The following is a 25910-nucleotide window of genomic DNA, read 5'->3' as shown; positions in this document are numbered from 1 at the left end:
GGAAATCACGCTGGAAGGCGGATTCACGACCCTGACGAACGCCGGCTGCGGCTGTGTCTGGGAATGGCTTACCGACCGTCTCGACTGGTAGCGGAAACCTGGAGGTGAATGACATGCGCGTCTACGAACGCCCGGAGATCACGTTCGCCGGCGACTTCCACACCCTGACCAACGGGGGCTGCGGCGGCCCGCACTGGGAGTGGATCTACCCGAACTACTGCCGTTAACCGCCCATGAGGTACGGCAGGCGGCCACCGCACCGCCTGCCGTACCGCGAAGGATGGGAGAGCGACCTTGCCCGCGACAGAAGACCCATGGTTCACCGTCCTGCCCGACCGGGAGGAGAGCACGGACGTGGCGCGGCGGATCCACGACACCCGCGGCGGCGCGCACGAGGTGAGCCACCCCTCAGGACGGCCGTGGCTCATCGGGCGCTGGCCGCCCGGCACGCTCACGGTCGGCAGGAGCGCGGGCGCGGCGATCGCGGCCTTCGGCGAGCACGCGAAGGAGCACCTGGCCGGTGGCGCGCCCGGCCTGACGGCTCCCGGCAGCGCGTACGTGATGGTCTCGGAGGGCGGCCGGGTCCGGGTGCGGGGGACGGCCTCCGGGCTGCGCAGGGTGTACACCTGCCGGGTCGGCGGGACGCCGGTCGCGGGGAACCGGGCGCTCGTGCTGGCGGGACTGACCGGGGCCGCGCCGAACCCGGCCAGGCTCGCCACCCGGCTGCTGTTCGCCCACCCGCCGTGGCCGCTGAACTGGCTGCCGGTGTGGGACGGGATCGACGCCGTGCCGCCCGGCCACGACGTCGTCCTCGACGAGCGCGGCGCTCTCGCACAGGCGCGCTGGTGGCGCTTCCCCGAGCCGATGGAGCGCGAGGAGGCGGTCGCGGCGCTCAGAACCGCGCTGAGCGAGGCGGTCGCCCTGCGCGCGGGGCCCGGCCGCACGGTGGTCGCGCACCTGAGCGGCATGGACTCCTCGTCGGTCTGCTCCCTGGCCGCCCGCACCGGTGCCGACGTCGTGGCCCTGACCGCCGCCCAGCCCGACCCCATGGACGAGGACGTGCTGTGGGCGGGGCGCACCGCCGCCGCGCTGGCCGCCGCCGGACACCCGGTGCGGCACGAGATCATCTCCGCGCGGGAGTGCCCGCTGGTCTACGACGACATGCTCGGCGCGCACGAGCGCTTCGACGCGCCGTTCCTGCTGCTGCACCACCGCAGCCGGCTCACGCACATCCTGCGGCGCGGCCAGGCGTACGCGCCCGGCGTCCACCTGACCGGGCTGGGCGGGGACGAGGCCGCCACGATGATGCCCACCTGGCTGCCCACGCTGATCAGGCAGGCGCCGCTCACCGGGACGCGGCACCTGCTGACGGCCGCGGCCAAGAACCGCTGGCCGCTGCGGCGGACGCTTCGGCACCTGGTGAGCGGCAGGGCGTACGACGCGTGGATGCGGGCCGCCGCCGACCGGCTCGGGCGCGACGGGCGCGGCGTGGACGGGCCCGCGCTGGGGTGGGACCTGCCGCCGACGATGCCCGCGTGGGCGACGCCGTACGCGGTCGAGCTGGCCGCCGGTGAGCTGCGCGCGGCGGCCGCGCGCCACCTGCCGCTGGCGGAGGGCCGCGGCGCCCACCACAACCTCGCCGCGATCCACGGCGGCTGCCAGATGGTCGGCGACTTCCAGCAGATCGCCGCCGCCCAGGGCATCACCCTGTCCGCGCCCTTCTTCGACGACCGGGTCATCGAGGCGGCGCTGGCGGCCAGGCCCCGGGACCGCCACGACCCGGCCAGGTACAAGCCGGTGCTGGCCGACGCCATGCGCGGCATCGTGCCCGAGGCGACGCTGGGCCGTACCACGAAGTCGGAGACCTCCGCCGGCGCGGTCATGGGCAGCAGGAAGCACCGCGACCAGATCATGGCACTCGCCGAGGACAGCCTCCTGGGCGAGCTCGGCCTCATCGACGCGGACCTCTTCCGCGCCACCTGCCGCGGGCCGATCGACGTGCTGACCCAGCACCGCCGCATCGAGCCCACGCTGGCGTGCGAGATGTGGCTGCGCACCGTGAAGGAGGATGAGCGTGTACGCGCTGGCGCCTGACATCTCCGCCGTCGACACCGACTACGGCATGGCCCTGCTCCACCAGGTACGCGGCCAGTACTGGAGCCTCAACCCCACCGGAGCGATCGTGCTGCGCTCCGCGCTGGAGTCCGGCGACCCCGGGCACGCCGTCGACCGGCTCGTGGCGGCCTTCGACGTGGACGGCGGCGAAGCCGCCCGGGACGTCGCCCACCTCATGGACAGCCTCGTGACCATGGGCATCCTCGTACGGAGGCCGGCATGAGCGTCGACCCCACGATGGCGCTCGCGCCGCGGGCGTACCCGCCGCTGGAGCGCTGGCGCGCCCGTCTGGCGGTGCTGGCCGCGAAGGCGCTGGCCAGACGCTCGCCGAGCACCATCGTCAAGGTGCTGGGCCGGGTCAGCGCGGGCGCCCGCCCGGCCACCTACGCCGAGGCCGGCCGGGCCTGCGAGGTGGTCACCCGCACCAGCAGGGCGTGCGCGAGCCCGAAGGGCTGCCTGCCCCGCTCGATCGCGACCGCGCTGCTGTGCCGGTCCCGGGGGAGCTGGCCGACCTGGTGCACGGGCGTGCGGGTGCTGCCGCCGTTCGGCGCGCACGCCTGGGTCGTGGCCGAGGGGCGGCCCGTCGACGAGCCCGCCCCGCCGGGCTACCACCGCGTCCTGCTGCAGGTGCCTCCGGAGGCCACCCCATGAGCGAGCTGCCGGAGATCCCGATGCCACGTGGCTGCCCCTACCACCCGCCGCCGGGGTACGACCGCCTGCGCGAGCACGGCCCGCTGGCCCGCGCCGCCCTGCGCGACGGCACCCCGGTCTGGGTGGTGACCGGCCACGCGCAGGCCCGTTCGCTGCTGGCCGATCCGCGGCTGTCGTCGGACGCGCTGCACCCGGCTCACCCGCACCTGGCGCGGGAGAAGGGCGCGCCGGCACCGGACGCGGAACGCAAGAAGCGGGCGCTGAGCTTCGTGGAGATGGACGACCCGCTCCACGCCGAGCACCGGCGGATGGTCATCCCCCACTTCAGCCTGCGCCGGGTGCGCGAGCTGCGCCCGCACCTGCGCTCGCTGGCCGACGGGCTGATCACGGCGATGGCCGGCGCGGGGCCGCCCGCCGACCTGGTGAGCGCGCTGGCCGCGCCGTTGCCCGCGCTGACGCTCTGCGCGGTGCTCGGCGTGCCGCAAGAGGACCAGGCCGTCTTCACCGAGCACCTGCGCTGGCCCACACTCCTCGACCCGGCCGCGGGCCCGCCGTTCCGGGTGGTCTACGACCTGCTCGCCCGGCTCCTGCGCGACAAGGCGGCCCGGCCGGGCGACGACGTGCTCTCCACCCTGGCCCGCCGGGTCGCCGGCGGTGAGCTGAGCCGGCGGCAGGCCGAGGAGATGGCCGCCATGCTGGTCATCGCCGGGCACGAGACCACCGCCAACACGCTCGCGCTGAGCGTGCTCACGCTGCTGAGCAGGCCGGGCGGGCTGAAGGCGCTCACCGCCGCCACGATGCCCCGGGCCGTCGACGAACTCCTGCGCCACACGAGCGTCGCCGACCCGCTGCCGAGGGTCGCGACCGCCGGCATCTCGCTCGGGGACCGGCTGATCGGGGACGGCGACGGCGTCATCGTGCTGCTGGCCGCCGCCAACCGCGACGCCGCGGCCTTCCCCGCCCCTGACGACCTCGACCTGGACCGCCGCGACGCCCGCCACCTGACCTTCGGCCACGGCCCGCACCAGTGCCTGGGCAACAACCTGGCCAGAGCCGAGCTGGAGACCGCGCTGAGCGCCCTGCTCGCCCGCCTGCCCACGCTCCGGCTTGCCGAGCCCGCCGGGAACCTGCCGGTGAAACCCGCGCTGTCCCTGCAGGGCGTGACCCGCCTGCCCGTCACCTGGGGGCCGTGATGGCCTGGCGGACCCTCCTGGCCCAGGTACGCCCGCACCGGGGCCGGATCCTCGCCGGAGGCCTGCTCGGCCTGGCCGGCGGCGCCGCCGGCCTGATCCAGCCGGTGGCCGCCAAGATGGTCACCGAAGACCTCCTGGCCGGAACCCCGGTGCTCGGCACGCTCGCCGTGCTCACCTCGCTGCTCGTCGCCGGCGCCGTGTTGTCGGCCTGCGGCCGCTACGTGCTGGAGGTCGCCGGCGAGAACGTCGTGCGCGCCGCCCGCGACCGGCTGACCGAGCGCGTCTTCCGCCTGCGCCTGGCCGACTTCGACCGGCTCGAACCCGGTGACCTCATGTCCAGGCTCACCGCCGACATCACCCTGCTGCGCTCGGCGACCACCAACGCCGTCGTCACCGGAGCCACCGGCCTGGTACTCGGCGCCGGCGCGCTCGCGCTCATGGCCACGACCGACCTGGTGCTGCTGGGCGCCACCGCCGCGGTCCTGGCGCTCACGCTGGCCGCGATGGCGCTGGTCATGCCGCGCGTCTCGGCCGCCGCCCAGCGCACGCAGGCCGCCGTCGGGCTGCTCGGCGCGATCGTGGAGCGCGTGCTCGGCGCCTACCGGACGGTCAAGGCCAGCGGCGGCGAGCGCCGCGAGAGCGCGCGGGCCGCGCGGGCATCCGGTACGGCATGGCGGCACGCGATCACCGCCGCCCGCTGGCAGTCGGCGACCGGCGTGGCCGGAACCCTGTCGACCCAGGTCACCTTCCTCGTCGTGCTCGGCCTGGGCGGCCTGCGGGTGAGCCAGGGCACGCTGACCCTGCCCTCGATGATCATGTTCCTGTTCTGCCTGATGTACCTGTCGGGCCCGATCGGCCAGATCCTGTCGGCGTTCACGCAGGTGCAGGTGGGGCTGGCCGCGGTCCGCCGGCTCCAGGAGGTCGACCGGCTGCCCGCCGAACCCCTGGAGGCTCCCGGTGACCCGGGCGGCGACGGGGCGTCGGTGCGCTTCCGCGGCGTGCGCTTCGGCTATGGCGGCGGCGCCGTACTGGAGAACGTGGACATCAGCGTCGCGCCCGGGACCATGACCGCCGTCGTGGGCCCGTCGGGAGCGGGCAAGAGCACGCTGTTCGGCCTGCTGGAACGCTTCTACGACGTCGAGGACGGCGTCGTCGAGGTGGCTGGGCGCGACGTGCGGGACTGGCCGCTGGCCGAGCTGCGGGCGGCCATCGGCTACGTCGAGCAGGACGCGCCCATCCTTGCCGGGACGCTGCGCGACAACCTGCGCTACGCCGCGCCCGAGGCCACCGACGAGCAGATCCACGAGGTGCTGGCGCGGGCCAGGCTCACGCCCCTGCTCGACCAGCTCCCCCAGGGGCTCGACACGCCGGTCGGCCACCGGGGCGCCACCCTGTCCGGCGGGCAGCGCCAGCGCGTCGCGGTCGCCCGCGCCCTGCTGCGCCGTCCCCGGCTGCTGCTGCTCGACGAGATCACCTCCCAGCTCGACGCCGCCTCCGAGCTGGCCCTGCGGCAGGCGGTCGAGGAGATCGCCGCCACCACCACCGTCATCGTGATCGCCCACCGGCTGTCCACCGTGGTCAACGCGGACACCATCATCGTCCTGGAGGAGGGCAGAGTGCGCGCGGCGGGAACCCATCGGGAACTGCTCATGGCCGACGACCTCTACCGCGACCTCGCCGCCGGCCAGCTCCTGCCCGCGGCGAGCTCATGAACGACCGGATCTACGTGGCCAGCCCCGACACCTCGTCCGTGGCCGTCCTCGACGCCGTCACCCTCGAACACCTGGCGAGCGCCGGCGCGGGGGCGCGGCCGTACGCGCCGGCGCTGTCGGGTGAGCGCCTGTACGTCACCGACTTCGGCGGAGGCAGCGTCACCGTCATCAGCACCGCCACCCTGGCCGTCGTGGGCCGCATCCCCGTCGGCGACCATCCCGGCGGCATCGTCATCGACCCCGCCGGCCGCCACGCCTACGTCACCAACTACCAGAGCAGCGACGTGTCGGTGATCGACCTGCGGCGCGGCGCCGTGACCGCCACCATCGCCGTCGGCCGCAACGCCGCCGCCCCCGCGCTGGCGGGTGAGCGCCTGTACGTGACCAACTTCGAGAGCCACGACCTGTCGGTGATCGACACGGCGGCGGGCAAGGTGATCGCCACAGTCCCCGTAGGCCAGCACCCCAACGGCGTAGCCGTGACCCGCGACGGCGCCCACGTCTACGTCACCACCACCGGCGCCAACCTGCCCGGTCAGGACAACCACGTGCTGGTCCTGGACGCGGCCACCCTGGAGGAGGTCGCCACCGTCGGCGTCGAGTCCGGCCCCTACGGCATCGCCGCCTCACCGGTCCACGACCGCGTCTACGTCACCCACTACTACAGCAGGAGCGTCCTCGGCATCGACACCCTGACCAGGCGGATCGTCTCCCGGGCCGAGGTCGGCGAGAGCCCCGAGGCCCTCACCCTGTCCCCGCGGGGAAGCCGCCTGTACGTCTGCGGCACCCGCGCCCACCAGGTCGCGGCCATCGACACCGCCACCGGCCGGATCGTCGCCACCGCCCCGGTACGCCGCCCCGCCGGCGTGGCCGCCTAACTGCGCGGCATCCGGGCCTGGGTCGTTGCGCTAGGGAACTCGCGCATGTCCTCGATCTTGAGGACGGGCACCGTGCCCGCAGGCGGGTGCCACGCGGAGGTGGCGCGAAGGTAAGCGTTGCCGACCCCACGATGCTGGTGACGGTCAGCAGCGCGGAGTCGCGCACATGTCCCTTTGAGCCCGGCGAGTAGGCCGGTGCGCCAGGCGAATCCGGCACGCTCGACAGGCAGGTTCGCCCACGTGCGAAAAGCGTGATCGGCCATCGCCCACGAGCCCGCCTGGCCACCGGGAGGTGATCGCCGATGTTGCAGAATAGGCGCTCCAAATACCGTGGACCATTGCGGGTCGATCTCGGCGAGGACCCTCGGGCCTCACCATCGGGCATGGCTCGCACGGGATTGTGTACGCGGGGAGGGACTGGGCCAGAAAGCCGGCAACCTCAAGATGGCCAGCAGGCGTCCAGGGGTGTACATCAATATGCGAATGCTATGGAGCGCTCGGTTGGCCATTTCGATGATGCATCCGCCCCGGGGCTCGATGGGCAGATGCCGGGCCGGTGGCAATTGACCCGGGGCGAACGAGCATCGTGTCCTCCACCGACGGCGTCGTGGGTGACAGCAGGTTTGCGTACCGGCTGCGGACGCCTAAGGCCGGCGTCCGGAGACGATGTACTCGCGGATTCCTGCACTGTGGTTGTCGCTCGAGAAACGGCCGCTTGCGGGATCTCGGCCTGGAGGCAGGATGCGGCGTCCAGCCTGTTCGCGTGCGGTGGAGCGTACATCGGCGAACCCGGCCTCCAGCAGGAGCTGCTCGAACCCTGCTGCTAGATCGAAGACTCTCCCGGCGCGAACGGAGTTGGCCACTGAATAGGCGACCACTCCGCCCGGCGCGACGACTCGCATCGCATCCTTCAGGTGTGTTCTGAGGTCTTCCACGTATGTCCTGAGAGCTCGCCCCAGCGTCGTCCTTTCGGCACCGAAGTCTGACTCATACCAGGTGCGGAACGCAGCCGGAAGATCAACGGCTCCGCCGAAGGAGTCATGGCCATACTTGGCGCCGATCTGATCACGGCGCTGGACCGGCCAGCCGAAAGCGAGATAGGACAGCCGCTGGATGTCGAAGTAGTCATATGTCACGAAATACGGGGGAGAGGTCACAATGGCATCAGCGCCAGCGTCTGCCAAGGGCAGTCTCCTGGCATCGCCGAGCGTGACCGCCGCGGGAGGACGCCGTTGGCCGAAAATGTCGTTGATGTCCGCAAGGGCGTCTTGCTCGGCAGAGCAGTCTCGGGCAAGCTGCCGCGCCCAGCGAGGCAGGCTGTGCCGTAGCGGTATGGGAGTACGGAGAGGATCGGCGGTCACCTTGACGGACCCCGCGAGCCATTGAGAAGACGGTCGCAGGGACTGGGAGAGCGCGACCGTGACGAATCGGCTCAAGCGCCTGTCGTCGACAGTCTCCAACACCGGTCGCCAAGCAGTGAGGAGGCGGGCGTTTTCGTCGCCGAGCCACCTGGCCAGCTCGTCGTTGACCCGGGCATTCTTGGCCGGTTCAAGCCGCGCCATGCGCTCGCAGAACGCCGCCGCCTCCCATGGGTTGACAGGAGGGTCGAGTCTTAGCCGTCCCACGGTGACCCCGAGCGTGGTCAACTCCACGCCCATTGCGGCAAGGCCGAGCTGGCGGCTGGCGGCGACAACAGCGGCCGTCCCGCAGAACGGGTCGAGAATCGAAGTGACGGGCCGTCGTGATTCGGTCACCACTTGGGCGAGCATGCCCGTCACGACGTCCGCGGCGAAACGAGCCGGGTAGCGATGGAACCACCCGAGCACCACATGCTCACGGGCGCGTTTGAGGCGTTCCAGTGCCAGGACCGGAACCGATGCGCGTCGCGGGCTGAAGGCCGGTTGCTCACCGATTCCCCAGCGCCAGGAGATCTCTGATGCATCGGTTGAGAGTTCTGGCACGGACTACGCCTCTTTCTCCTGCATCCGGGTCGCGGCGCCATGCAGGAGAATCTGCATGGCGCCGGGCAGGAAGACTCTACGGGGGATCGTGATCAAGCGGTATGCATGCGCCGGGAGCGTGCTGGGCGCATCTGCACGAAGACGGGATTGCGGAACATGGACCCGGTGAGCAAGCACTGACCTTGGCCAAGAGCGGGGACGGTCGCCCAGAGTGCCTCGTGAACTCCGCCCGTTGTGGCTCGGACGGGCGCGAGGTTGCCGGCTGACTTCAGCTGATGGATGAAGCGCGTGTTCGCCAGCTCGAACAGCTCCTCTGGTACGTGTCCGGGCTGCTGCGACACCAGCGCGAGCCCCATCCACCGCTTGCGCCCTCGGCGGCTGATGACCTGCAACTGATCCAGCACGGCGCGCATGCGTCCCGCGCTGGCTCGCGACACGAAGGTGTGCACCTCCTCGATCACGACGAGGACAGGCGGGCGAGGCGGCAGCCCCGGTCCGAGTGGCTGGCCGCGAGGAACAGCGATGACTCGGTCGAACAACGCCTGAAGCAGGAACGAGATGGCGATGTTACGCGCCGTGTCATTGGTTTCGCTGACGTCGAACACGCTCAGGCGGCCGGGTGCCAGGAGATCGTCCACGTTCAAATACGGAGTGTTCTGTGTGGGATTCCAGTCGAGCATGTCAGATCTGCCGAGCTTGAAGAGCTTGTTACGCAGCGTCGACGCGGTGTTCTTCTCTGGAACACCAATCTTGCCGGTGAGCAGAGGGATGGCGCCTGCCGGGTCCTCCTGGACTCCGTCGATCAGCGTGCTGAGGGTGTACGGGCGTGCAGGCGGCGTCGTGGCGGGGCCGAGCGAACCCATCTTGCTTGGTCGCGAGGCCTTCGCCGCATCGCGTCGAGCTTGGGCTGTGATCGCTCCCCACATGCGAACCTGGGCCTCGCTCAGTTCGAGGATATCGGCCACGATCTCTTCGGGCACGTCCGAGATCGGGACCTTGAAGAAGACAGGGCGGGGAGCATCTGTCATGCCCGCGTTCGGCACGTAGACACGGCAGTCGGGAAGTCCGCGCGGTAGCCGTTCACCGAATCGCTTTTCCAAAAGGAATGCAAGGTGGGGTTCATCATTACCTTGATCCATCCGGACGTACTCGCCTTCGACGTCGATGGCGACCACTGCCCATCCAGCCCGGATGGCCTCCTCCATCAACACCTGGGTCGTGTTGGACTTACCTGAGCCCACCGTGCCGAAGATGCCGATGTTGCGGGGAAGAAACCCCTTGTTCGTCGAGTCCGCCTCGACCCGCACTCCGTCGTACCCAAGGAGTGTCCCGAGTTGCATGTCGCCCTCAAGCCCGAGCATCCGGCGAAGCCTGTCGCTGGGGTAGATGAAGGCTTGGGAGTATGGCCGTGGCCGTGTGGACGTGGGGAGGACGACCTCCGCGTCTGTGACCTCGCCAAGGATCTCGATCGTGCCAGACGCGTAATAGGTGGGGCGGAACTGTGTGCGGTCAGGGTGAAGCAGCGTTGTACGGCTGATGGCCGAGTCGGGCCCAATCTCGTGTGGGCTGTGGAAGGGGCCTTCGACGACACGGCCTAGAAACGTGATTCCTTGTTCAGTATCGGTGATACCGACATAGGCATCGCGACGGAAGTGTCGCCTGAGCTGCTCCGACACCATGACACCGGTACTGGTGTTGTCGGTGCCTTGCCCGTCGAAGGCGACGAAGCCCAGAGTGACGAGCGATCGCGTGAGGCTGGACTCGGCCGCCACAATATCGCCTGAGTCAATCTCAGGCTCGCTGATATCGAGCTCGGGTGGCGCGTTCCCTCCTGGTTCGCCGGTTTGGCGGTCTTCACTCGCCTCATCCGGTTCATCGGCATCGGGTTCTGTCGGTAGGTTCTCCTCTACGCTCATCCGCGGGTCCTCCGTGGGTCCAGGTCGGCGAGTCCTTGTTCGACGCCGAGCTCCATCAGCCGGGTTTCGATGAAATTGCGGAACTCCCCGCCCTTGAACATCGTGCGGGCAACGTTGTCCGCGAGGTCGATGTGGAAGGGAAAACCCCGAGCCGTCGCCGCGACTCCCTCGTCAGGCAGCCCTCGTGTCCAGAGCGCATCGGCGAGGAACAACGCGGCAGCCTCCTCGACACGATCTTTGTGACACTCAAGGAGGAAGGGCCGATGTCCGGCCTTCATGAGAAGGATGGTCACTTCGGGTCCGACGTCAGCGATGAACTTCCGGAAGGTCGCCCGGTCCAGGTTGTTGAATCCCGCCTTGGAGGTGCCGGTGTCAACGTCGCCGTCGAGGAAGATCGTCAGATCATCATGAAGGGTTCGAAGCTCGATGAACTCACCCGGTTCCAGGATGATGCCGGCGTTGAGCACGTCGAGATCCTCGGGGCTCTCGCTGACCGCGATGAACTGTTGGTTCTGGATGTATCGTCGGGCGAGGTCGAAGACCGGAGGAAGATTCTCTGCGGGTCTGCCCACGCCCGTGCGAAGTTCGTAGGGGATCAGCTCGCCGTGAATCATCCGCCAGTCGGCTTCCTGCGTGAGCAGAATTTGACGTTCGCCAAACAACATCAGGGCGCGGCTCGCCAGATTGGAGCTGCCATGCACCTTTCGAAGGTTCTCGAAGAACTCCCTGGCAGTGTCTCCGCCGGCTGACAGCTCGTGCTCGAAGACCCTTGTCACAAGGCGGACCGACTCGCCGGTGTTCGTGACGATCACGACTCCGATCTGGATTTTGGTACCACTCAGAAGCGGCACCGCAGCCACCGTGCCGTCAGAAGCGGCGACGATCCCCGAGCGTAATAGGCCCTTTGCCCACGCTAGTTTCTCCGGTTGTGGGCGCCGGATTTGAGTACGCAAGCCTGGGTTTTCGGAGAGGATCTCCGTGCGGAGTTGTTCGCGACGGGCATGTGAGGCCAGAACGGCTGCGTCGACCCGGTCGCGCAGATGATCAATATGCTTCTCCAAGTCGGTCCACGGTGCGACCGAAAGAATGTCAGCCAAGCTGTGGATGTCAGGCCGCATCGGAGGATCGCCCACCCAGCTCTCTCAGGCTCCGGTGACAGTTGGTAACTGATCGTGACGCTTTCGTTAACGCTACTGAGGTGACGAATGAAGATCTAGACCCAAATATGTCATTCTCTGCGGTGTCGCATTGTCTGCGACCACCGGCGATTCTCCAGCCGACACGTGATCGAGCATTCCCTTGGCTTGGATGAGGCGCACGTTCTTTGGCGCCCCGCTGCTTCGCTTTCTGCGGGTGCGTCCCGGCAGCCAGAAGGAAGGCCTCGGTGAGGATGAGCGTCAGCCTCCCATTCTCCTCGATGGGAAGGAACAGTCCGGTCGGCGGCGAAGACGATCGCGGTGCGACCGATCGGTGGTGGGACGGCGCAACGGTGGACCTCGGCGGGCGGCGTCAACGCCCCGAACGAGCCGCTGACGCCAGTGGTCGCGAACCCGGTTCGGCGCCTCACCGGCCCACCGCTGCTCGGTCGTGATCAAGGAGACGGCCCTCCGCCCGCAAGTGGAAAGCTCCTCGGGAGTTGCCCGTGCATGCCTCGGTGTGCGGCTGTGCTCCAGGCTTGCCCGCCAATCGCCTGCCGGTCAGCGCGCGCCATGTCTGTCCGACGCCGCCGTCCCCGCTGCCTCGGGAACGCCAGGCGCAGCACTGGATGGCCGCCACGCCGCTGCCACCAGTGGAGCATGGGGCGGAGCGTGGGAGCCGGGGTCCGCCGGTTCGCCGGCCCGGCCAGCCGCTGCTTTGTGGTCAGGGTTTGCCGATGAAGCGTTCTCCGGCGGCCTCGATGCGCTCGATCTCGGTGCGGAAGAAGCGGGCCAGCTCCGCGCAGGCGGCGGGGTCGACCGGGCCTCCCTCACGTTTGGGCAGGTCCGGGTAGGGGCTGCCGAGGACGAAGATGTTCTCGTCGTTGTAGTTGTTGGCCGGAGCGGTGTAGTTGAAGGACCCGGCGATGACGACGGCCTCGTCGATGACCATGAGCTTGTGGTGCAGCTTGCCGAAGGCGGCGCTGCGCTTGGGGAAGTACAGCTCGATGCGGGCGCGGTCGAGGTCGTGGGTGGCGGCCCAGGCCTGGGCGCCCTGGCCGGGGTCCATGACGCCGGTGACGGTCCGCTTGGCCGCGGCCAGCGCGATCATGGCGTCGTCGATGCCCGAGGAGCCGGAGAAGGTGAAGATCGCGAAGTCGACCCGTTTGGCCGCCTTGAGCATCTGCTTCATGATCTCCAGCTCGGGCGCGTGGTCGGGCGCGAAGAGGATCTTGACCGGCACGCCGTTGAGGTTGAACGCCATGGGCACCTTGCCGTGGGCGCCGCGGCCGAACTGGCCGGCGCGCATCTGGGCGAACTCGGTGGTGTACTCGCGGCAGACCCGGGCGTCGTTGAAGATCACGATGTGGTTGAGGTTGCGGTGGCAGTCGGTGCCGGTGAAGTTCGCCGAGCCGGACAGGATCGCTGAGCTGGGCAGGGCGCGTTCGCGGAAGTCGCGGATGATGAACTTCTGGTGGAAGATCGCCGGGTTGTAGTCGGCCTTGACGTCGACGTTGCAGCGCAGCAGCGCGGCGAGGATCTTCCGGTTCGGTTCCAGGCTCTTGGCGCCGCTCTCCTGGCCCCACTGCACGCGCAGGCGGGCGGCGGCCTCGTCCTCCCCGGCCTTCGGGGCGATGTTCGGGAGCTTGGCGGAGATCAGGTAGTCCTGCTCCAGGACCATGCGGACGTCTACGCCGCGGAAGCGGGCGTCGAGGATGGCCTGGGCGATGGGCTCGGAGTCGAGCTCTTGGACGGCGATGTCGAGGAACCGCTTGGCGCCGCCGATGAAGTCGATGATCACCTGTTCGAGGTTGTCGGCCGCGCCCAGTTCGGTGGGCCCGACAAATGCCTCGATCTTGCCTCCGGCAAAGACGGTCATACCGTAAGTATCACACTACGGAACGTGGACATCTCCGCAGGCACCACCCCAACCACCCAACTACTCTCAGCCCACCCCAAACCCACCCCCGAACCCCGCCCCGGCCTGCCTTTGCCTCGCCTCGGGTCTCACCGCGGACCTGCCTCGGACCCGCGCCCCCCGGGCCCGCGCCTCGGGCTCGCGCCCCGGCCTCGTCTCGGACCTGCGCCCCTCGCCCTCGCCTCGGACCCGCCTCGGGGCCGTGTCCCGCCCGCCTCAGGGCCGCCACAGCCTCGCCCGGGGCCGTGTCCTGCCCGCCTCGGGGCCGCCTCGGCCTCGCCCGGGGCCGTGTCCTGCCCGCCTCGGGGCGGCCACGTTCTCGCCCCGGGCCGTGCCGCCTACCCGCCTCGGGCCGGCCCCGGACCGTGCCATTGCCCCAGGAGTGAGGGAAGGGCACCTCGGTGAGCCGGAGGGCGCCGCCCGGAGGCGCGGTGGCCGGGCCATGGGTGGTGGGTCAGATCTGGTCAAGCCGGTCGGCCACAGGGGGTCTGGTCAGGGCTTCGGGATTGGGTGGGGGAGGGCGGCTTGCCGTACCGGAAAAAGGAAAAGGCCCGGCACCGCGCGGGGTGCCGGGCCTTTCCGGGGTGGGTCAGCTGGCCCAGTCCAGGAGCGGGCGCGTGTTGCTGGGGTGGCGGAGCTTGGACAGCGACTCCTTCTCCAGCTGGCGGATCCGCTCGCGGGTCAGGCCGAGGTGCTTGCCGATCTCGTCCAGGGTGTGCGGCTTGCCGTCGACCAGCCCGAACCGCAACGCCATGATCTTGGACTCGCGCGGAGAGAGGTTGTCGAGCACGCCACGGAGCTGGTCGCCCAGCAGCTGGCGGTCGACGATCTCGGAAGCCTCGGGCGAGTCGACGTCCTCGATGAGGTCGCCGATCGTGGTCTCGCCGTCCTCGCCGATCGTGGCGTTGAGGGAGATGGGCTGGCGGCTGGTGCGCAGCAGTTCCTCGATCTGGTCGGGCGTCTTGTCGAGCTCGACGGCCAGTTCCTCCGGCGTGGGCTCGCGGCCGAGGCGCTGGTGCATGTCGCGCTCGATCCGCGACAGCTTCGACAGCATCTCCAGCACGTGGACCGGCAGCCGGATCGTACGGGCGGAGTCGGCGAAGCCACGCTGGATGGCCTGGCGGATCCACCACATGGCGTAGGTGGAGAACTTGAAGCCCTTGGTGTAGTCGAACTTCTCCACGGCGCGAATCAGCCCGAGGTTGCCCTCTTGGACCACGTCCAGCAGCGACATGCCGCGGTCGGTGTACTTCTTGGCCACCGACACCACCAGGCGCAGGTTGGCCTCCAGCATGTGGTCCTTGGCCTGCCTGCCGTCCTCGATGACCAGCTCCAGGTCCGCGCGTACCGCGGCGGAACAGTTCTGGTCGCTGTCGAGCTTGTACTCGGCGTACAGCCCGGCCTCGATGCGCCTGGCCAGCTCCACCTCCTGGGCGGCGGTCAGCAGCGTGCGGCGGCCGATCGACTTGAGGTAGGTGTGCACGGAGTCGCCCATGACGGACTGGTTGTCGTCGAGGTCGAGCGGTTCCTGCTCCAGCTCGGCGTCCTCGTCGGACATCGCCGGCTCGTCGGGCTCATCCTCCGAGGAGGCGGCCTCGGGAGCCTTCGGCGCGGCGCTCTTCTTGCCGGTCGCGGACGTCTTCTTGGCGGTGGTCTTCTTCGCGGCCGGGGCCTTCTTGGTCAGGGCGGGCTCGTTCTCCGCGGCCAGGCTCACCCCGGCCTCGGTCAGCTCGCGCAGGATGGAACGGCCCTCGGCGGGGCTGATGCCGGCCAGCGCGAACGCGTCGCGCAGTTCCGAAAGAGAAAGGTGACCCTGAGCTCGCCCTCGGTCAAGGAGCTGGTCGAGGGTCGCGGGCGGGGCCGCCACGGCGGTTCTGGGCATGAGGACACCTCCTCCATACGGAGTCGAAGCGATCAGGCAGTTGTGGTGGGGCGGTGTGGCCGCTCGACGCACCAGTATCAATAACGTCATTCGCCGCCATTTGTTCCCGGACCCGGCAAAAAAGGGCGGACCGCGGAGAATGCGATCCACCCCACACCCTGCGGGAATTCACTCCGCCAGTTCGAACTCTCCCGGCTTGAGCTCGACCTCGGGCATCGGCATCGGTTCCGCGCCCTCCATGCGCTGCTCGGTCCAGTGTTCCAGGACCTTGGAGGGGTCGGGGTTGATGTCCTGGGAGACCACGACGCGGTCGGTCGGGGTGGGCGTAGGCGTGGGCGCGGTCTTCTCGACCTCCGCCCGGGTCTCTCCCCGGGCCTGGTCGACCCGGCCCGCCGAGGCGGCTGCCGCGACTGTGGCGCCACCGACGAGGATCACGCCGACGGCCGCCGCGGACGCCCACATCTTGCGGGTCTGGTTCATGAAGCGCTCCCTCTTTCTCTCGCCACCTATGACGCAGCCCGGCCGCGTCAGGTTCCGGTCCGCAACAGGGCGAGGTCGGTTTTACCGTTCGGCAGTAGCGGCAACCGGGGGAGAAGCCGCAGCTCGCGGGGGGCGGCGTAGGCCGGGAGCCGGTCTTTGGCGTAGGCGCGGAGCTGGTCGAGCGTGGGCGGGCGCGCGGGGTCGGCCGGCACCACGACCGCGACCACGCGCTCGCCCCATTCGGGGTCGGGGCCGCCGACGACCGCCACGTCGGCGATCTCGGGGTGCTCGCCGAGCACGGCGGCCACGACCCCGGCCACGACCTTCTCGCCGCCGGTGTTGATGACGTCGTCGGCCCGGCCGAGCACGCGCAGCCGCCCGCCGTTCAGCTCGCCGAGGTCGGAGGTGACGAACCAGCCGTCCTCGAACGGCGCCGCGCCGAAGCGGTAGCCGGAGAACAGGACGGGACCGGCGATCCGCACCCGGCCGTCGCCCCCGATTTTGAGATCTACATTGTAAAGGGGCCGGCCGTCGTACACGCAGCCGCCGCTGGTCTCGCTCATCCCGTACGTCGTGACGATCCGGGCACCGAGCGCCCGGGCCTCCTGCAGCAGCCCCGGCCGGGGCGCCGCGCCGCCGAGCAGGATCGAGCGGAACACCGACAGGTCCGCGCCCCGCTCCACCAGCCGGTGCAGCTGGGTCGGCACCAGCGACACGTGCTGGGCCCCGGAGCCCAGCACCGCCTCGGGGGAGAAGCCGTCGTGGATGACCGGCTCGCTGCCGGTCACCACCGACCTGACCAGCACCTGCAGTCCGGACACGTGCGAGGGGGGCAGGCAGCACAGCCAGCGCTCGCCCTTGGCGGCCTTCAGGTGGCGCAGTGACGCCTCGGCGGAGGAGCGCAGCGCCCGCCCGGTGAGCATGACGCCCTTCGGCACGCCGGTGCTGCCGCTGGTCGCGATCACCACCGCGACGTCCTCGGGCACGCCTTCCCCGCCGGCCTGCCGTACCCCGTCGAGATGGGTGGGGCGCAGGGCCGTGAGGGTGGCGCCGGCGTCGGCGGGCGGCAGGGGGAGCACGGCGGGACCATCGCCGGTCAGAGCATCGCGAATCGCCGCGAACAGCCGCGGACCGGGTGGCAGCGCGAGGGCGTGCAACGGTTTGCTCACCATGCTCGTAAGGTTAGTGGCGACAGTTCGGATATGAGTGCGGGGAGGGTCGTGGAGCGTTCTCCCGTCGTCTTCCGGATCCCCATGCGCGAGCGTTTTCGCGGGCAGACCGTCAGGGAAGGCGTGCTCATCCACGGGCCCGCCGGCTGGGGGGAGTTCTCGCCGTTCCCCGAGTACGGTCCGCGCGAGTGCTCACGCTGGTTGGCCTGCGCCCGCGAGGCCGCCGACGAGGGCTGGCCGGCGCCCGTGCGCGCCGCCGTCCCGGTCAACTCGACGATCCCCGCCGTGCCGCCGGACAAGGCCTTCCAGCTCGTACGGCGGGCCGGCTGCGCCACCGCCAAGGTGAAGGTCGCCGAGCGCGGCCAGAGCTTCGCCGAGGACCTGGCCCGGGTGGAGGCGGTGCGCGACGCGCTCGGCCCCTCGGGGAAGGTGCGCGTGGACGCCAATGGCGCCTGGAGCGTGGATGAGGCGGTGCGCCGGTTGAGGGAGCTCGGCCGTTTCGACCTGGAGTACGCCGAGCAGCCGTGCGCCACCCTCGACGAGCTGGCCCAGGTGCGGCGCAGGTGTGACGTGCCGATCGCCGCCGACGAGTCGATCCGCAAGGCGGAGGATCCGCTGCGGGTGCGCGCGGCGGAGGCGGCCGACATCGCGGTGGTGAAGGTGCAGCCGCTCGGCGGTGTGCGTAACGCGCTGCGGGTGGTGGAGGCGTGCGGGCTGCCCGCGGTCGTCTCCAGCGCGGTCGAGAGTTCCGTCGGCCTGGCGGCGGGTCTGGCGCTGGCCGCCGCCCTGCCCGAGCTGCCCTATGCGTGCGGTCTGGGCACCATGACCCTCCTTTCGGGAGATGTCGTGAAAGACTCCCTCATGCCGGTAGACGGACAGATAGCGGTCCGCCGCCCGAACGTGGATTTTTCGTATTTGTCGGAATTTGAGATCGAATCCCCCTCGTGGCTTCGCCGGATGCAGGAGGCTGCCCCGTGAACCCCGCCACCGCGCTGGCCTCCGTGCTGGTCGACGAGCTGGTGCGCTGCGGACTCACCGACGTCGTGCTCGCGCCCGGCTCCCGCTCCGCCCCCCTCGCGCTGGCCCTGCACGCCGAGTCCCGGGTCCGCCTGCACGTGCGCATCGACGAGCGCTCGGCCTCGTTCCTCGCGCTCGGCCTGGCCAAACGATCGGAACGGCCCGTCGCCCTGCTCTGCTCGTCCGGGACCGCCGCCGCCAACTTCCACCCCGCCGTCATCGAGGCGGGCGAATCGGGCGTACCCCTGCTGGTCCTGACCGCCGACCGGCCGCCCGAACTGCGCGGCACCGGCGCCAACCAGACCATCGACCAGATCAAGCTGTACGGCTCAGCCGTCCGCTGGTTCGCCGAGGTGGGGGTGCCGGAGGACCGCCCCGGCCAGGTGGCGTACTGGCGCTCGCTGGCCTGCCGCGCCTACCAGCGCACGCTCGGCCCCGCCGATCCGGGACCGGTCCACCTCAACCTGTCCTTCCGCGAGCCGCTCATCCCCGACGGCGACACGAACTGGTGCGAGTCGCTCGACGGCGACGTCAACGGCCCGTGGGTGCGCGCCCGCGTCGCCCCGCCGCCCGTGGCGCTGCACATCCCGCCCACCCGCCGCGGCGTCCTGGTCGTCGGCGACGGCGCGGCGAACGTGCGCCGCTACATCGCCGCCGCGGGCATGGCCGGCTGGCCGGTGCTGTCGGAGCCCAACGGCGGCGGCCGCTACGGCGACCACGCGATCTCCACCTACCACTTCCTGCTCGGCACGCCCGAGTTCGCCGACGCCCACCAGCCCGACGTGGTCGTGACGCTGGGCCGTCCCGGTCTGTCGCGCCCGCTGCTGACGTGGCTGAAGCGGGCGCAGGAGCACATCGTCGTCGCGCCCGACCTGGCCCGCTGGCCCGATCCGACCCGCTCGGCCACGCAGGTCGCGCAGGCCGTGGAGATCCCGGTCGCCTCCGGCGACGACACGTGGCTGCACTCCTGGCGCGCCGCCGACCTGGCCGCCCGCGCCGCGATCGACGAGCTTCTCGACGCCTCCGGGCTCAGCGAGCCGCGCCTGGCCCGTGACCTGGTGGACGCGCTGCCGAACGGGGCGCTGCTGTTCAGCGGCTCCTCCATGCCGATCAGGGACCTCGACCAGGCCATGCGGCCCCGGCGCGGGATCCGGGTGCTGAGCAGCCGGGGCGCCTCCGGGATCGACGGGCTGGTCTCGAGCGCGATGGGGGCGGCGCTCGGGCACAACGGGCCGTCGTTCGCGCTGCTGGGGGACCTGTCGTTCCTGCACGACCAGAACGGGCTGATCCTCGGGCCCCGCGAGCCCCGGCCCGACCTGTGCTTCGTCGTGGTGAACAACGACGGCGGCGGGATCTTCTCGCTGCTGCCGCAGGCGGCGGTGCGCGATCCGTTCGAGCGGGTCTTCGGCACGCCGCACGGGGTCGATCTCGGGTATGTGGCGGCGGCCACCGGGACGCCGTACACGCTGGTGAGTGACATCTCGGAGCTGGGCAAGGCGTTGCGCGGGGAGGGGCTGCGGGTGGTCGAGGTGCGTTCGGAGCGCGAGTCCAACGCCCTGATCCACGCCCAGTTGCGCGAGGCCGCCCAGACGGCGATCCGGGCGGCGCTCTGAGTCAGGCCTGTGCCAGGGCCGCGCGCGCGGGTTCCGCCCGCCACAGGCTCACGGCCAGCCAGGCCACTCCGGCGGCGGCGACCAGCAGGCCCAGCAGGTAGAGGGGTTCGGGGACGACGTTCCTGAGCGAGCCGGGGATCATGCCCGCCGCGTAGAGGACGATGGCGCCGGTGGGCAGGCCGCCCGCCCTGATGGCGGCCACGGCGAAGGTGAGGACGCCGGCCATCAGCACCAGGGACGTCACCAGGAACGCCCGGCCGGTGCCCCCGGCGACCAGGGTGGCGACCGTGCTCCGGCCGAGGGCGGGGAAGACGAAGTGCAGGGTGTACTCGACGGCGAAGGCGCCGGCCAGGCCCGCGGCGTTGAGCGTGAAGCCGATCAGGCCGAGGCGGCCGGCCGTACGGGAGATGAGGAAGTAGCAGCCGGTGATCGCGAACAGGCCGGCCAGCGGCGCCAGGGGCGCGATCGCGTGGGTGAGCGCCGTCTCCGGCAGGAGTCCGGCGCGGCGGGCGGTGTTGACGGCGAGGACGACCGCGCACAGGAATCCGGCGGCCGCGGTGAGTCGGAACATGGTCGTTGACTCCGATGTTTCGGGGCTTTGTCGCTCGTATCATGAGCGTCCCGGACCCCTCGGGAGGAGGGGCGCGGGCCTGACGTAAGCAGCCCGAAAGAACCGGTCAGGACGGCGCCGGCAGCACCGTCATCTCGATGTCGTGCTCGGCCCACAGCACGAACCGCTCGACCGGCACCACCGGGTGCCCTTCGACCGGGCGGAAGGTGAAGCGTTTGAGCAGGACGGCCAGCACCAGCCGCGCCTCCAGCATGGCCAGCGACGCCCCTTCGCAGGCGCGCGGGCCGAAACCGAACGGGATGTAGGCCAGCCGTGGCCGCTCCGGCATCCGTTCGGGCGCGAACCGGTCGGGGTCGAACCGCTCCGGATCCGTCCAGACGCGCGGATTCATGTGCACCGCCCAGATCGGCACGAACACCGTCGTCCCGGCCGGCAGGTCGTAGCCGCCGAGCGTGAGGTGCTCGGTGGTCTCGCGGGCGCCGTACGGGCCGGGCGGGTAGCGCCGCATCGACTCCTTCAGCGCCATCTCCAGCACCCGCAGCCGGCTCAGGTCGGCGAATCCGGGCACGTCCGGCACCTCCGCGAGTTCCGCGCGGATCCGCTCGGTCACCTCCGGGTGCGCGGCCAGCAGGTAGAGGGTCCAGGAGATCGCCACGCCGGTGGTGTGGTGGGCCGCCAGCATCATCGACAGCACGGTGTCGCGTACCCGCGCCGGCCGCTCGCCGGCCTCGGCCATCAGCGTGATCAGGTCGGGCCGGTCCGGCGGGCGCCGCCCGGCGAGCACCTGGTCGACCGCGTCGCGCAGGAACGCCAGGCCTTCCTGCGCCCCGCCCTCCCGGTACGGCGTGCCGTACAGCTTGCCCAGATACTCCGACAGGACCTCTTCGAAGGCGCCCACCACCCGCCGGGGCAGGTCGCCCTCGTCCATCTCCATGCCCAGCGCGTACTGGCAGATCATGCGCAGGGACAGTTCGCTGAGCTCCTTCTGCAGCGCCACCGGCCCGTCCGCGGCGGCCCAGCGGTCGGCCATGGCGGCGGTCATGCGGGCGAAGGAGGGGTAGTGCGCCTCGTGCGACTTGCGCCCGGCCAGGGCGGACAGGACGAGCTTGCGCCACGGCACGTGTTCCTCGGCCGGCATCACCTGCAGGTTGCCCGTCTCGAAGAGCGGGGCGAGGAACTCGAACAGCTTCTCCGGCCGCTTGTCGACCCGCGCCACCCGTTCCAGCAGCAACGGATCGGCGACGGAGACGAGCCGCGAGCCGGGCATCCTGAACGCGGCCACGTCGCCGTAGTCGCGGTGCAGGGCCAGCTGGAAGGTGTGCAGGCCACCGGCGGCGGCGATGTCGTCGAGGTTGTCGCCCGACGCGGACGGCGCCGGCCCCGGGATCACCATGCTCGCCACCCTCGCACACGCGTCCGTGCCCCGCCACCCCACCCTGGCGGGTGATGCGGTAGATCACCGTGTCGGGGATACTTTGTCGCGTTCCAGCCGTTTCCGGGAGGTCGCATGTCGCTGTGGAAGAAGCTCGGTCTTGGCCTCGTGGGGGCGTTCGCGCTGCTCGTCGTGGCCCTCATCGTGGCGATCGTGGTGCCGGGCGGCTGGAAGATCTCCATCTTCATCGTCGGGGTCCCGGTGGCGGTGGTGTGGGTCGTCATCCAGATCATGGGGGAGTCCCACTCCTCCCGCCGTGACGACCCGCCCCCGCCGCCGCCCGCCCGGCGCCGCAGGCCGGGGGACGAGCACGGCGAGCCGTGGCGGTAGGGCGTCAGACGACGGCGGCCACCTCCGCGTAGTGGCAGGCGGCCGGGTGGCCGTGGCCGCGGTCGACCAGTTCGGGCGCCTGCTCGACGCAGATCGTCCGCTCGCCCTCGGTGAGCTGCGTGAACTTCGGGCAGCGGGTGCGGAAGCGGCAGCCGCTCGGCGGGCTGACCGGGTTGGGCACGTCGCCGCCGATGACGATCCGCTCACGTGCCCTGACCCGTTCGAGCCGCGGGTCGGGCAGCGGGATGGCAGAGATGAGCGCCTGGGTGTAGGGGTGGGCGGGCCGGTCGAACAGCTCGTCCCTGTCGCCGATCTCCACGACCCGGCCGAGGTACATGACCGCGACCCGGTGGGCGATGTGGCGGACCACCGACAGGTCGTGCGCCACGAACAGGTAGGCCAGGCCCAGCCGTTCCTGCAGGTCCTGGAGCAGGTTGACCACGCCGGCCTGGATCGACACGTCGAGCGCCGACACCGGCTCGTCCAGCACGATCAGCTCGGGCCGCATCGCCAGCGCCCTGGCGATGCCGACGCGCTGGCGCTGGCCGCCGGAGAACTCGTGCGGATACCGGTTGCCGTGCTCGGGGTTGAGCCCGACGGTGGCCAGGAGCTCGCGTACCCGCTCGTGGCCCTCCTGGCGGTAGGTGTCGTGGATGCGCAGCGGCTCGGCGATGGCGTCGCTGACGGTCATCCGCGGGTCGAGGGAGGCGTACGGGTCCTGGAACACGATCTGCATGTGCCGGCGCAGCCTGCGCGTCTCCGCGGCGCCGGCCGCCGCGAGGTCCCTGCCGTCGAACAGCACCGTCCCCGAGGTGGGCGGCTGCAGCTTGAGCACGGCGCGGCCGGTGGTCGACTTGCCGCAGCCCGACTCGCCGACCAGGCCGAGGGTCTCGCCCCGGTGCAGGTCGAAGGAGACGCCGCAGACGGCGTGCACCTGTCCCGTGGTACGCGGGATCAGGCCCTTGCCGCGTACCGGATAGTGCTTGACCAGATCCCGCACCGACAGCAGCGGCGATTCGCTCATGCCGCGCCTCCTTCGTGGTCTGCCGAGGTCAGGGCGAAGACGTCCTCGGGGCGGCGGCCTTCCAGGTCGGCGGAGAAGTGGCAGGCGGCCAGGTGGCCGGGGGCGGTGGCGAGCAGTTCCGGCTCGGCGCTGTGGCACCGGTCCTGCCGCATCGGGCAGCGCGGCCCGAACGGGCACCCGGGCGGCAGGTCGAGCAGCGACGGCGGCGAGCCGGTGATCGGGACCAGCCGCTCGCCCCTGCGGGCGTCGTCCAGCCGGGGCAGGCTCCCGATCAGTCCCAGCGTGTACGGCATGCGCGGCTCGTAGTAGATGGCATCGACGTGCCCGAGTTCGACCGGCCGGCCCGCGTACATGACCAGGACCCGGTCGGCGGTGCCGGCGACGACGCCGAGATCGTGGGTGATCAGCACCATGGCGGCGCCGGTGGCCGTCCGCGCGGTCTCCAGCGCCCGCAGCACCTGCGCCTGGACGGTGACGTCGAGCGCGGTGGTGGGCTCGTCGGCGATGATGACGTCGGGGTCGTTGGCCATCGCGGTGGCGATGACGACACGCTGGCGCATGCCGCCGGAGAACTCGTGCGGGTAGTCGCGGGCGCGTTCCCTCGGCCGGGGGATCTGCATCATCGCCAGCAGTTCGACCGCGCGCTCGCGGGCCGCGGCGGCGCTGACGTCGTTGTGCGCCCTGACCGCCTCGGCGATCTGGTCACCCACCGGGTGGACGGGGTTGAGGGAGGTCATCGGGTCCTGGAAGACCATCGCGATCCGGCCGCCGCGGATGGCCCGCAGCTCCTTGTCCGGCGCCCCGACCAGTTCCTGGCCGCGGAAGCGGACCGAGCCGCCGACCTTCGCCGATCCCGGCAGCAGGCCCATCACCGCCATGGAGGTGACCGACTTGCCCGAGCCGGACTCGCCGACGATGCCGAGCACCTCGCCCCGGCGCAGCTCGTAGCTGACGCCGCGGACCGCCCTGACCAGGCCGTCCTCGGTCGGGAACGACACGGTGAGGTCCTCGACCTCCAGCACGATCTCGCGCTCGCTCATGTGCGCACCTTCCGCTGCGTCGGGTCGAAGGCGTCGCGCAGCCCGTCCCCGATGAAGTTGATGGTCAGGGCGATCACCACGATGAACGCGCCGGGGAAGTAGAACAGCCAGGGCCGGGTGCTGACCGCCGTGTCGGCCTCGCTGACCAGCAGGCCGAGCGAGGTGTCGGGCGGCTGGACGCCGAGGCCGAGGAACGACAGCGCGGTCTCGACCAGGATGGCGGCGGCCACGAGGATCGTGACGTTGACGATGATCGGCCCGAGGGCGTTGGGGATCAGGTGGCGGAAGATGATCCACCGGTCGGTGGCGCCGAGCGCGCGGCTGGCCTCGACGTACTCCTTCTCGCGCAGCGACAGGACGACGCCGCGTACCACGCGGGAGACGTAGGCCCACTGCAGGGAGGCGATGACGAGGGCGACGAACCACCACGAGCCCGACGTGCCGCGGGTCAGGACCGCGGCGACCGCCAGCAGCGGCAGGGTCAGGACCAGGTCGGCGACGCGCATCATGACGCTGTCGGTGATGCCGCGGTAGTAGCCGGAGAAGGCTCCCCACAGGGTGCCCACCAGCCCGGCGAGCAGCGCGATGAGCAGGGCGATCTCGATCGAGCGCTGGGTGCCGCGCAGTACCTGGGCGAAGGTGTCGTGGCCGAGGTTGTCGGTGCCGAACGGGTGCTCCAGGGAGGGCGGGACCGACACGGCCGAGGTGATGTCGGCGTAGTCGTAGCGCCACAGCGCGCCGCCTGCGAAGGCCAGCAGGACGACGGCGGCGAACAGCACCAGGCTGGCCACCGCCGCCTTGTGCCTGAGGAAGCGGCGCAGCACCAGCTCGCGCTGGCTGCGCCGGCGGACGGCCGTGGCGTCACTCATAGCGGATCCTGGGGTCGAGGAGGGCGTACAGGAGGTCGGCGATGAGGTTGAACACGATGACCGCCACGGCCACCACGAGCAGCCACGCGAGCACCGCGTAGGCGTCGCGCTGATTGATCGAGGTGACGAGGAAGTCGCCGAGCCCGCGCCACTGGAAGACCGTCTCGGTGATGACGGCGCCGGAGATCAGGGAGGCGAAGTCGAGCGCGGTCACCGTGGTCATGGGGATGAGCGCGGTGCGCAGCGCGTGCCGGACGACCACGCGTCGCCGCGTCAGTCCCTTGGCCCGCGCGAACAGCACGTAGTCGCTGTTGAGCACGTCGAGCATCGAGGCGCGCTGGAACCGGCTCCACGCGCCGAACGAGATCAGCGCCAGCGAGATCGTCGGCAGCACCATGTGGCCCGCGGCGTCGGTCAGCTGGGCCCAGGCGCCGCCGTCCACGACCACCGATTTCTCCCCGATCGTGTACACCACCTGATCGCCGACGAGCTGGTTGAGCGAGATCCCGCCCTGCTTGAGCAGGACCGCGAACCAGAACGACGGCATCGACAGGAACAGGAACGCGGCGAAGGTGAAGCCGTAGTCGATGCCCGAGTACTGCTTGACCGCGCTCAGCACGCCGACGACCACGGCCAGCAGCAGGGCCAGGACGACGGCCACCGCGATGAGCCGCAGCGTGACGCCGAACCGGGCGGCGATCTCGTGGCCGATGTCCAGGTTGGTACGCACCGAAGGGCCGAAGTCCCCGCGCAGCACGCCGGTCATCCAGGTCCAGTAGCGCTGCAGCACCGGCTGGTCCAGGTACAGCCGATGCGCCTCGACCGCGATGACCTGCGGGGACGGCGGCGGGTTGCGGCCCTTGAGGTTGGCGAGCGGATCACCGGACATCGTCACGAGCAGGAACACGACGAACGTCGACGCCACGATCACCGGGATGGAGATCAGGAGGCGGCGGAAGGTGAAGGTGAGCACGATAGGGGTCACCGGCTCTCTGTGGCTGAG

20 protein-coding genes and 1 pseudogene are annotated in these 25910 nt (G+C 70.7%); 9 read left to right on the top strand and 12 right to left on the bottom strand.

Features of this window, described 5'->3' with window-relative positions; genetic code table 11:
* The first annotated feature begins 294 nt into the window (after positions 1 to 294).
* Genes ACFWY5_RS15445 through ACFWY5_RS15420 form a run of 6 tightly spaced genes read left to right on the top strand, consistent with a single transcriptional unit; the run spans position 295 to position 6549 of the window.
* Positions 295 to 2094, top strand: coding sequence for an asparagine synthase-related protein (locus tag ACFWY5_RS15445; RefSeq protein WP_379632427.1), 1800 nt, complete (start codon positions 295 to 297; stop codon positions 2092 to 2094).
* Entirely contained in the window at positions 2075 to 2338 is a 264-nt protein-coding gene (locus ACFWY5_RS15440; protein WP_379627314.1) for a lasso peptide biosynthesis PqqD family chaperone, read from the top strand. The genes ACFWY5_RS15445 and ACFWY5_RS15440 overlap by 20 nt, the downstream gene beginning before the upstream one ends.
* Entirely contained in the window at positions 2335 to 2766 is a 432-nt protein-coding gene (locus tag ACFWY5_RS15435) for a lasso peptide biosynthesis B2 protein (protein WP_379632425.1), read from the top strand. Before ACFWY5_RS15440 ends, ACFWY5_RS15435 begins: the two co-directional genes overlap by 4 nt.
* Positions 2763 to 3959 carry a cytochrome P450 gene (locus ACFWY5_RS15430; protein WP_379632423.1) on the top strand — a complete coding sequence of 399 codons (1197 nt, stop codon included), beginning with the start codon at positions 2763 to 2765 and terminating at the stop codon, positions 3957 to 3959. Before ACFWY5_RS15435 ends, ACFWY5_RS15430 begins: the two co-directional genes overlap by 4 nt.
* Complete coding sequence (locus ACFWY5_RS15425; RefSeq protein WP_379632421.1) at positions 3959 to 5671, top strand: ABC transporter ATP-binding protein; 1713 nt, start codon at positions 3959 to 3961, stop codon at positions 5669 to 5671. Before ACFWY5_RS15430 ends, ACFWY5_RS15425 begins: the two co-directional genes overlap by 1 nt.
* Positions 5668 to 6549, top strand: coding sequence for a PQQ-binding-like beta-propeller repeat protein (locus tag ACFWY5_RS15420; protein WP_379632419.1), 882 nt, complete (start codon positions 5668 to 5670; stop codon positions 6547 to 6549). The genes ACFWY5_RS15425 and ACFWY5_RS15420 overlap by 4 nt, the downstream gene beginning before the upstream one ends.
* Before the next feature lie 644 nt (positions 6550 to 7193).
* Here the strand turns inward: ACFWY5_RS15420 and ACFWY5_RS15415 are convergent.
* The 7 genes from ACFWY5_RS15415 to ACFWY5_RS15385 form a co-directional block, all read right to left on the bottom strand.
* Positions 7194 to 8510, bottom strand: coding sequence for a hypothetical protein (locus tag ACFWY5_RS15415; RefSeq protein WP_379632417.1), 1317 nt, complete (start codon positions 8508 to 8510; stop codon positions 7194 to 7196).
* Positions 8511 to 8602: 92 nt separating this feature from the next.
* Complete coding sequence (locus ACFWY5_RS15410) at positions 8603 to 10426, bottom strand: ATP-binding protein (RefSeq protein WP_379632415.1); 1824 nt, start codon at positions 10424 to 10426, stop codon at positions 8603 to 8605.
* Positions 10423 to 11523 (bottom strand): hypothetical protein, encoded by a 1101-nt coding sequence (locus tag ACFWY5_RS15405; protein WP_379632413.1) that lies wholly within the window; start codon positions 11521 to 11523, stop codon positions 10423 to 10425. Before ACFWY5_RS15405 ends, ACFWY5_RS15410 begins: the two co-directional genes overlap by 4 nt.
* A gap of 763 nt (positions 11524 to 12286) precedes the next feature.
* Positions 12287 to 13441, bottom strand: a complete 1155-nt coding sequence (locus tag ACFWY5_RS15400) for a phosphatidylserine/phosphatidylglycerophosphate/cardiolipin synthase family protein (RefSeq protein WP_379627879.1) — start codon at positions 13439 to 13441, stop codon at positions 12287 to 12289.
* A 628-nt stretch (positions 13442 to 14069) separates the two neighbouring features.
* Positions 14070 to 15362, bottom strand: a complete 1293-nt coding sequence (locus ACFWY5_RS15395; protein WP_379632411.1) for an RNA polymerase sigma factor — start codon at positions 15360 to 15362, stop codon at positions 14070 to 14072.
* Between the two features lie 168 nt (positions 15363 to 15530).
* Positions 15531 to 15842 (bottom strand): hypothetical protein, encoded by a 312-nt coding sequence (locus tag ACFWY5_RS15390; RefSeq protein ID WP_379624347.1) that lies wholly within the window; start codon positions 15840 to 15842, stop codon positions 15531 to 15533.
* Positions 15843 to 15889: 47 nt separating this feature from the next.
* Entirely contained in the window at positions 15890 to 17014 is a 1125-nt protein-coding gene (locus ACFWY5_RS15385; RefSeq protein WP_379632408.1) for an AMP-binding protein, read from the bottom strand.
* Between the two features lie 30 nt (positions 17015 to 17044).
* On the opposite strand from ACFWY5_RS15385, the gene ACFWY5_RS15380 reads away from it, so the two are divergent.
* A complete protein-coding gene (locus ACFWY5_RS15380) occupies positions 17045 to 17989 on the top strand; it encodes an o-succinylbenzoate synthase (protein ID WP_379632406.1) in 945 nt (314 codons plus the stop codon).
* Positions 17986 to 19641: a 2-succinyl-5-enolpyruvyl-6-hydroxy-3-cyclohexene-1-carboxylic-acid synthase gene (menD, locus tag ACFWY5_RS15375; protein WP_379624353.1), complete on the top strand. Its 1656-nt coding sequence runs from the start codon at positions 17986 to 17988 to the stop codon at positions 19639 to 19641. The genes ACFWY5_RS15380 and menD overlap by 4 nt, the downstream gene beginning before the upstream one ends.
* Position 19642: 1 nt before the next feature.
* On the opposite strand, the gene ACFWY5_RS15370 is transcribed toward menD, so the two are convergent.
* Positions 19643 to 20212: a hypothetical protein gene (locus ACFWY5_RS15370; RefSeq protein ID WP_379624355.1), complete on the bottom strand. Its 570-nt coding sequence runs from the start codon at positions 20210 to 20212 to the stop codon at positions 19643 to 19645.
* A gap of 106 nt (positions 20213 to 20318) precedes the next feature.
* The gene (locus ACFWY5_RS15365) at positions 20319 to 21605 is read right to left on the bottom strand and encodes a cytochrome P450 (RefSeq protein ID WP_379624357.1); all 1287 of its coding nucleotides are present in this window, start codon (positions 21603 to 21605) and stop codon (positions 20319 to 20321) included.
* A gap of 114 nt (positions 21606 to 21719) precedes the next feature.
* Between ACFWY5_RS15365 and ACFWY5_RS15360 the strand changes: the two genes are divergently transcribed.
* Positions 21720 to 21974, top strand: a complete 255-nt coding sequence (locus ACFWY5_RS15360; RefSeq protein WP_379624359.1) for a hypothetical protein — start codon at positions 21720 to 21722, stop codon at positions 21972 to 21974.
* 4 nt (positions 21975 to 21978) lie between these two features.
* Here ACFWY5_RS15360 and ACFWY5_RS15355 read toward each other — a convergent pair.
* From ACFWY5_RS15355 to ACFWY5_RS15345, 3 genes and pseudogenes are all read right to left on the bottom strand, one after another.
* Positions 21979 to 24038, bottom strand: a pseudogene (locus ACFWY5_RS15355) (dipeptide ABC transporter ATP-binding protein).
* Entirely contained in the window at positions 24035 to 24907 is an 873-nt protein-coding gene (locus ACFWY5_RS15350) for an ABC transporter permease (RefSeq protein WP_379624361.1), read from the bottom strand. Before ACFWY5_RS15350 ends, ACFWY5_RS15355 begins: the two are co-directional and overlap by 4 nt.
* Complete coding sequence (locus ACFWY5_RS15345) at positions 24900 to 25880, bottom strand: ABC transporter permease (protein WP_379624449.1); 981 nt, start codon at positions 25878 to 25880, stop codon at positions 24900 to 24902. The genes ACFWY5_RS15350 and ACFWY5_RS15345 overlap by 8 nt, the downstream gene beginning before the upstream one ends.
* Positions 25881 to 25910 lie beyond the last annotated feature (30 nt).

The sequence above is a fragment of the Nonomuraea sp. NPDC059007 genome, from assembly GCF_042740555.1.
Lineage (GTDB): Bacteria > Actinomycetota > Actinomycetes > Streptosporangiales > Streptosporangiaceae > Nonomuraea.
This window is presented reverse-complemented; position numbering and strand designations above follow the sequence as displayed.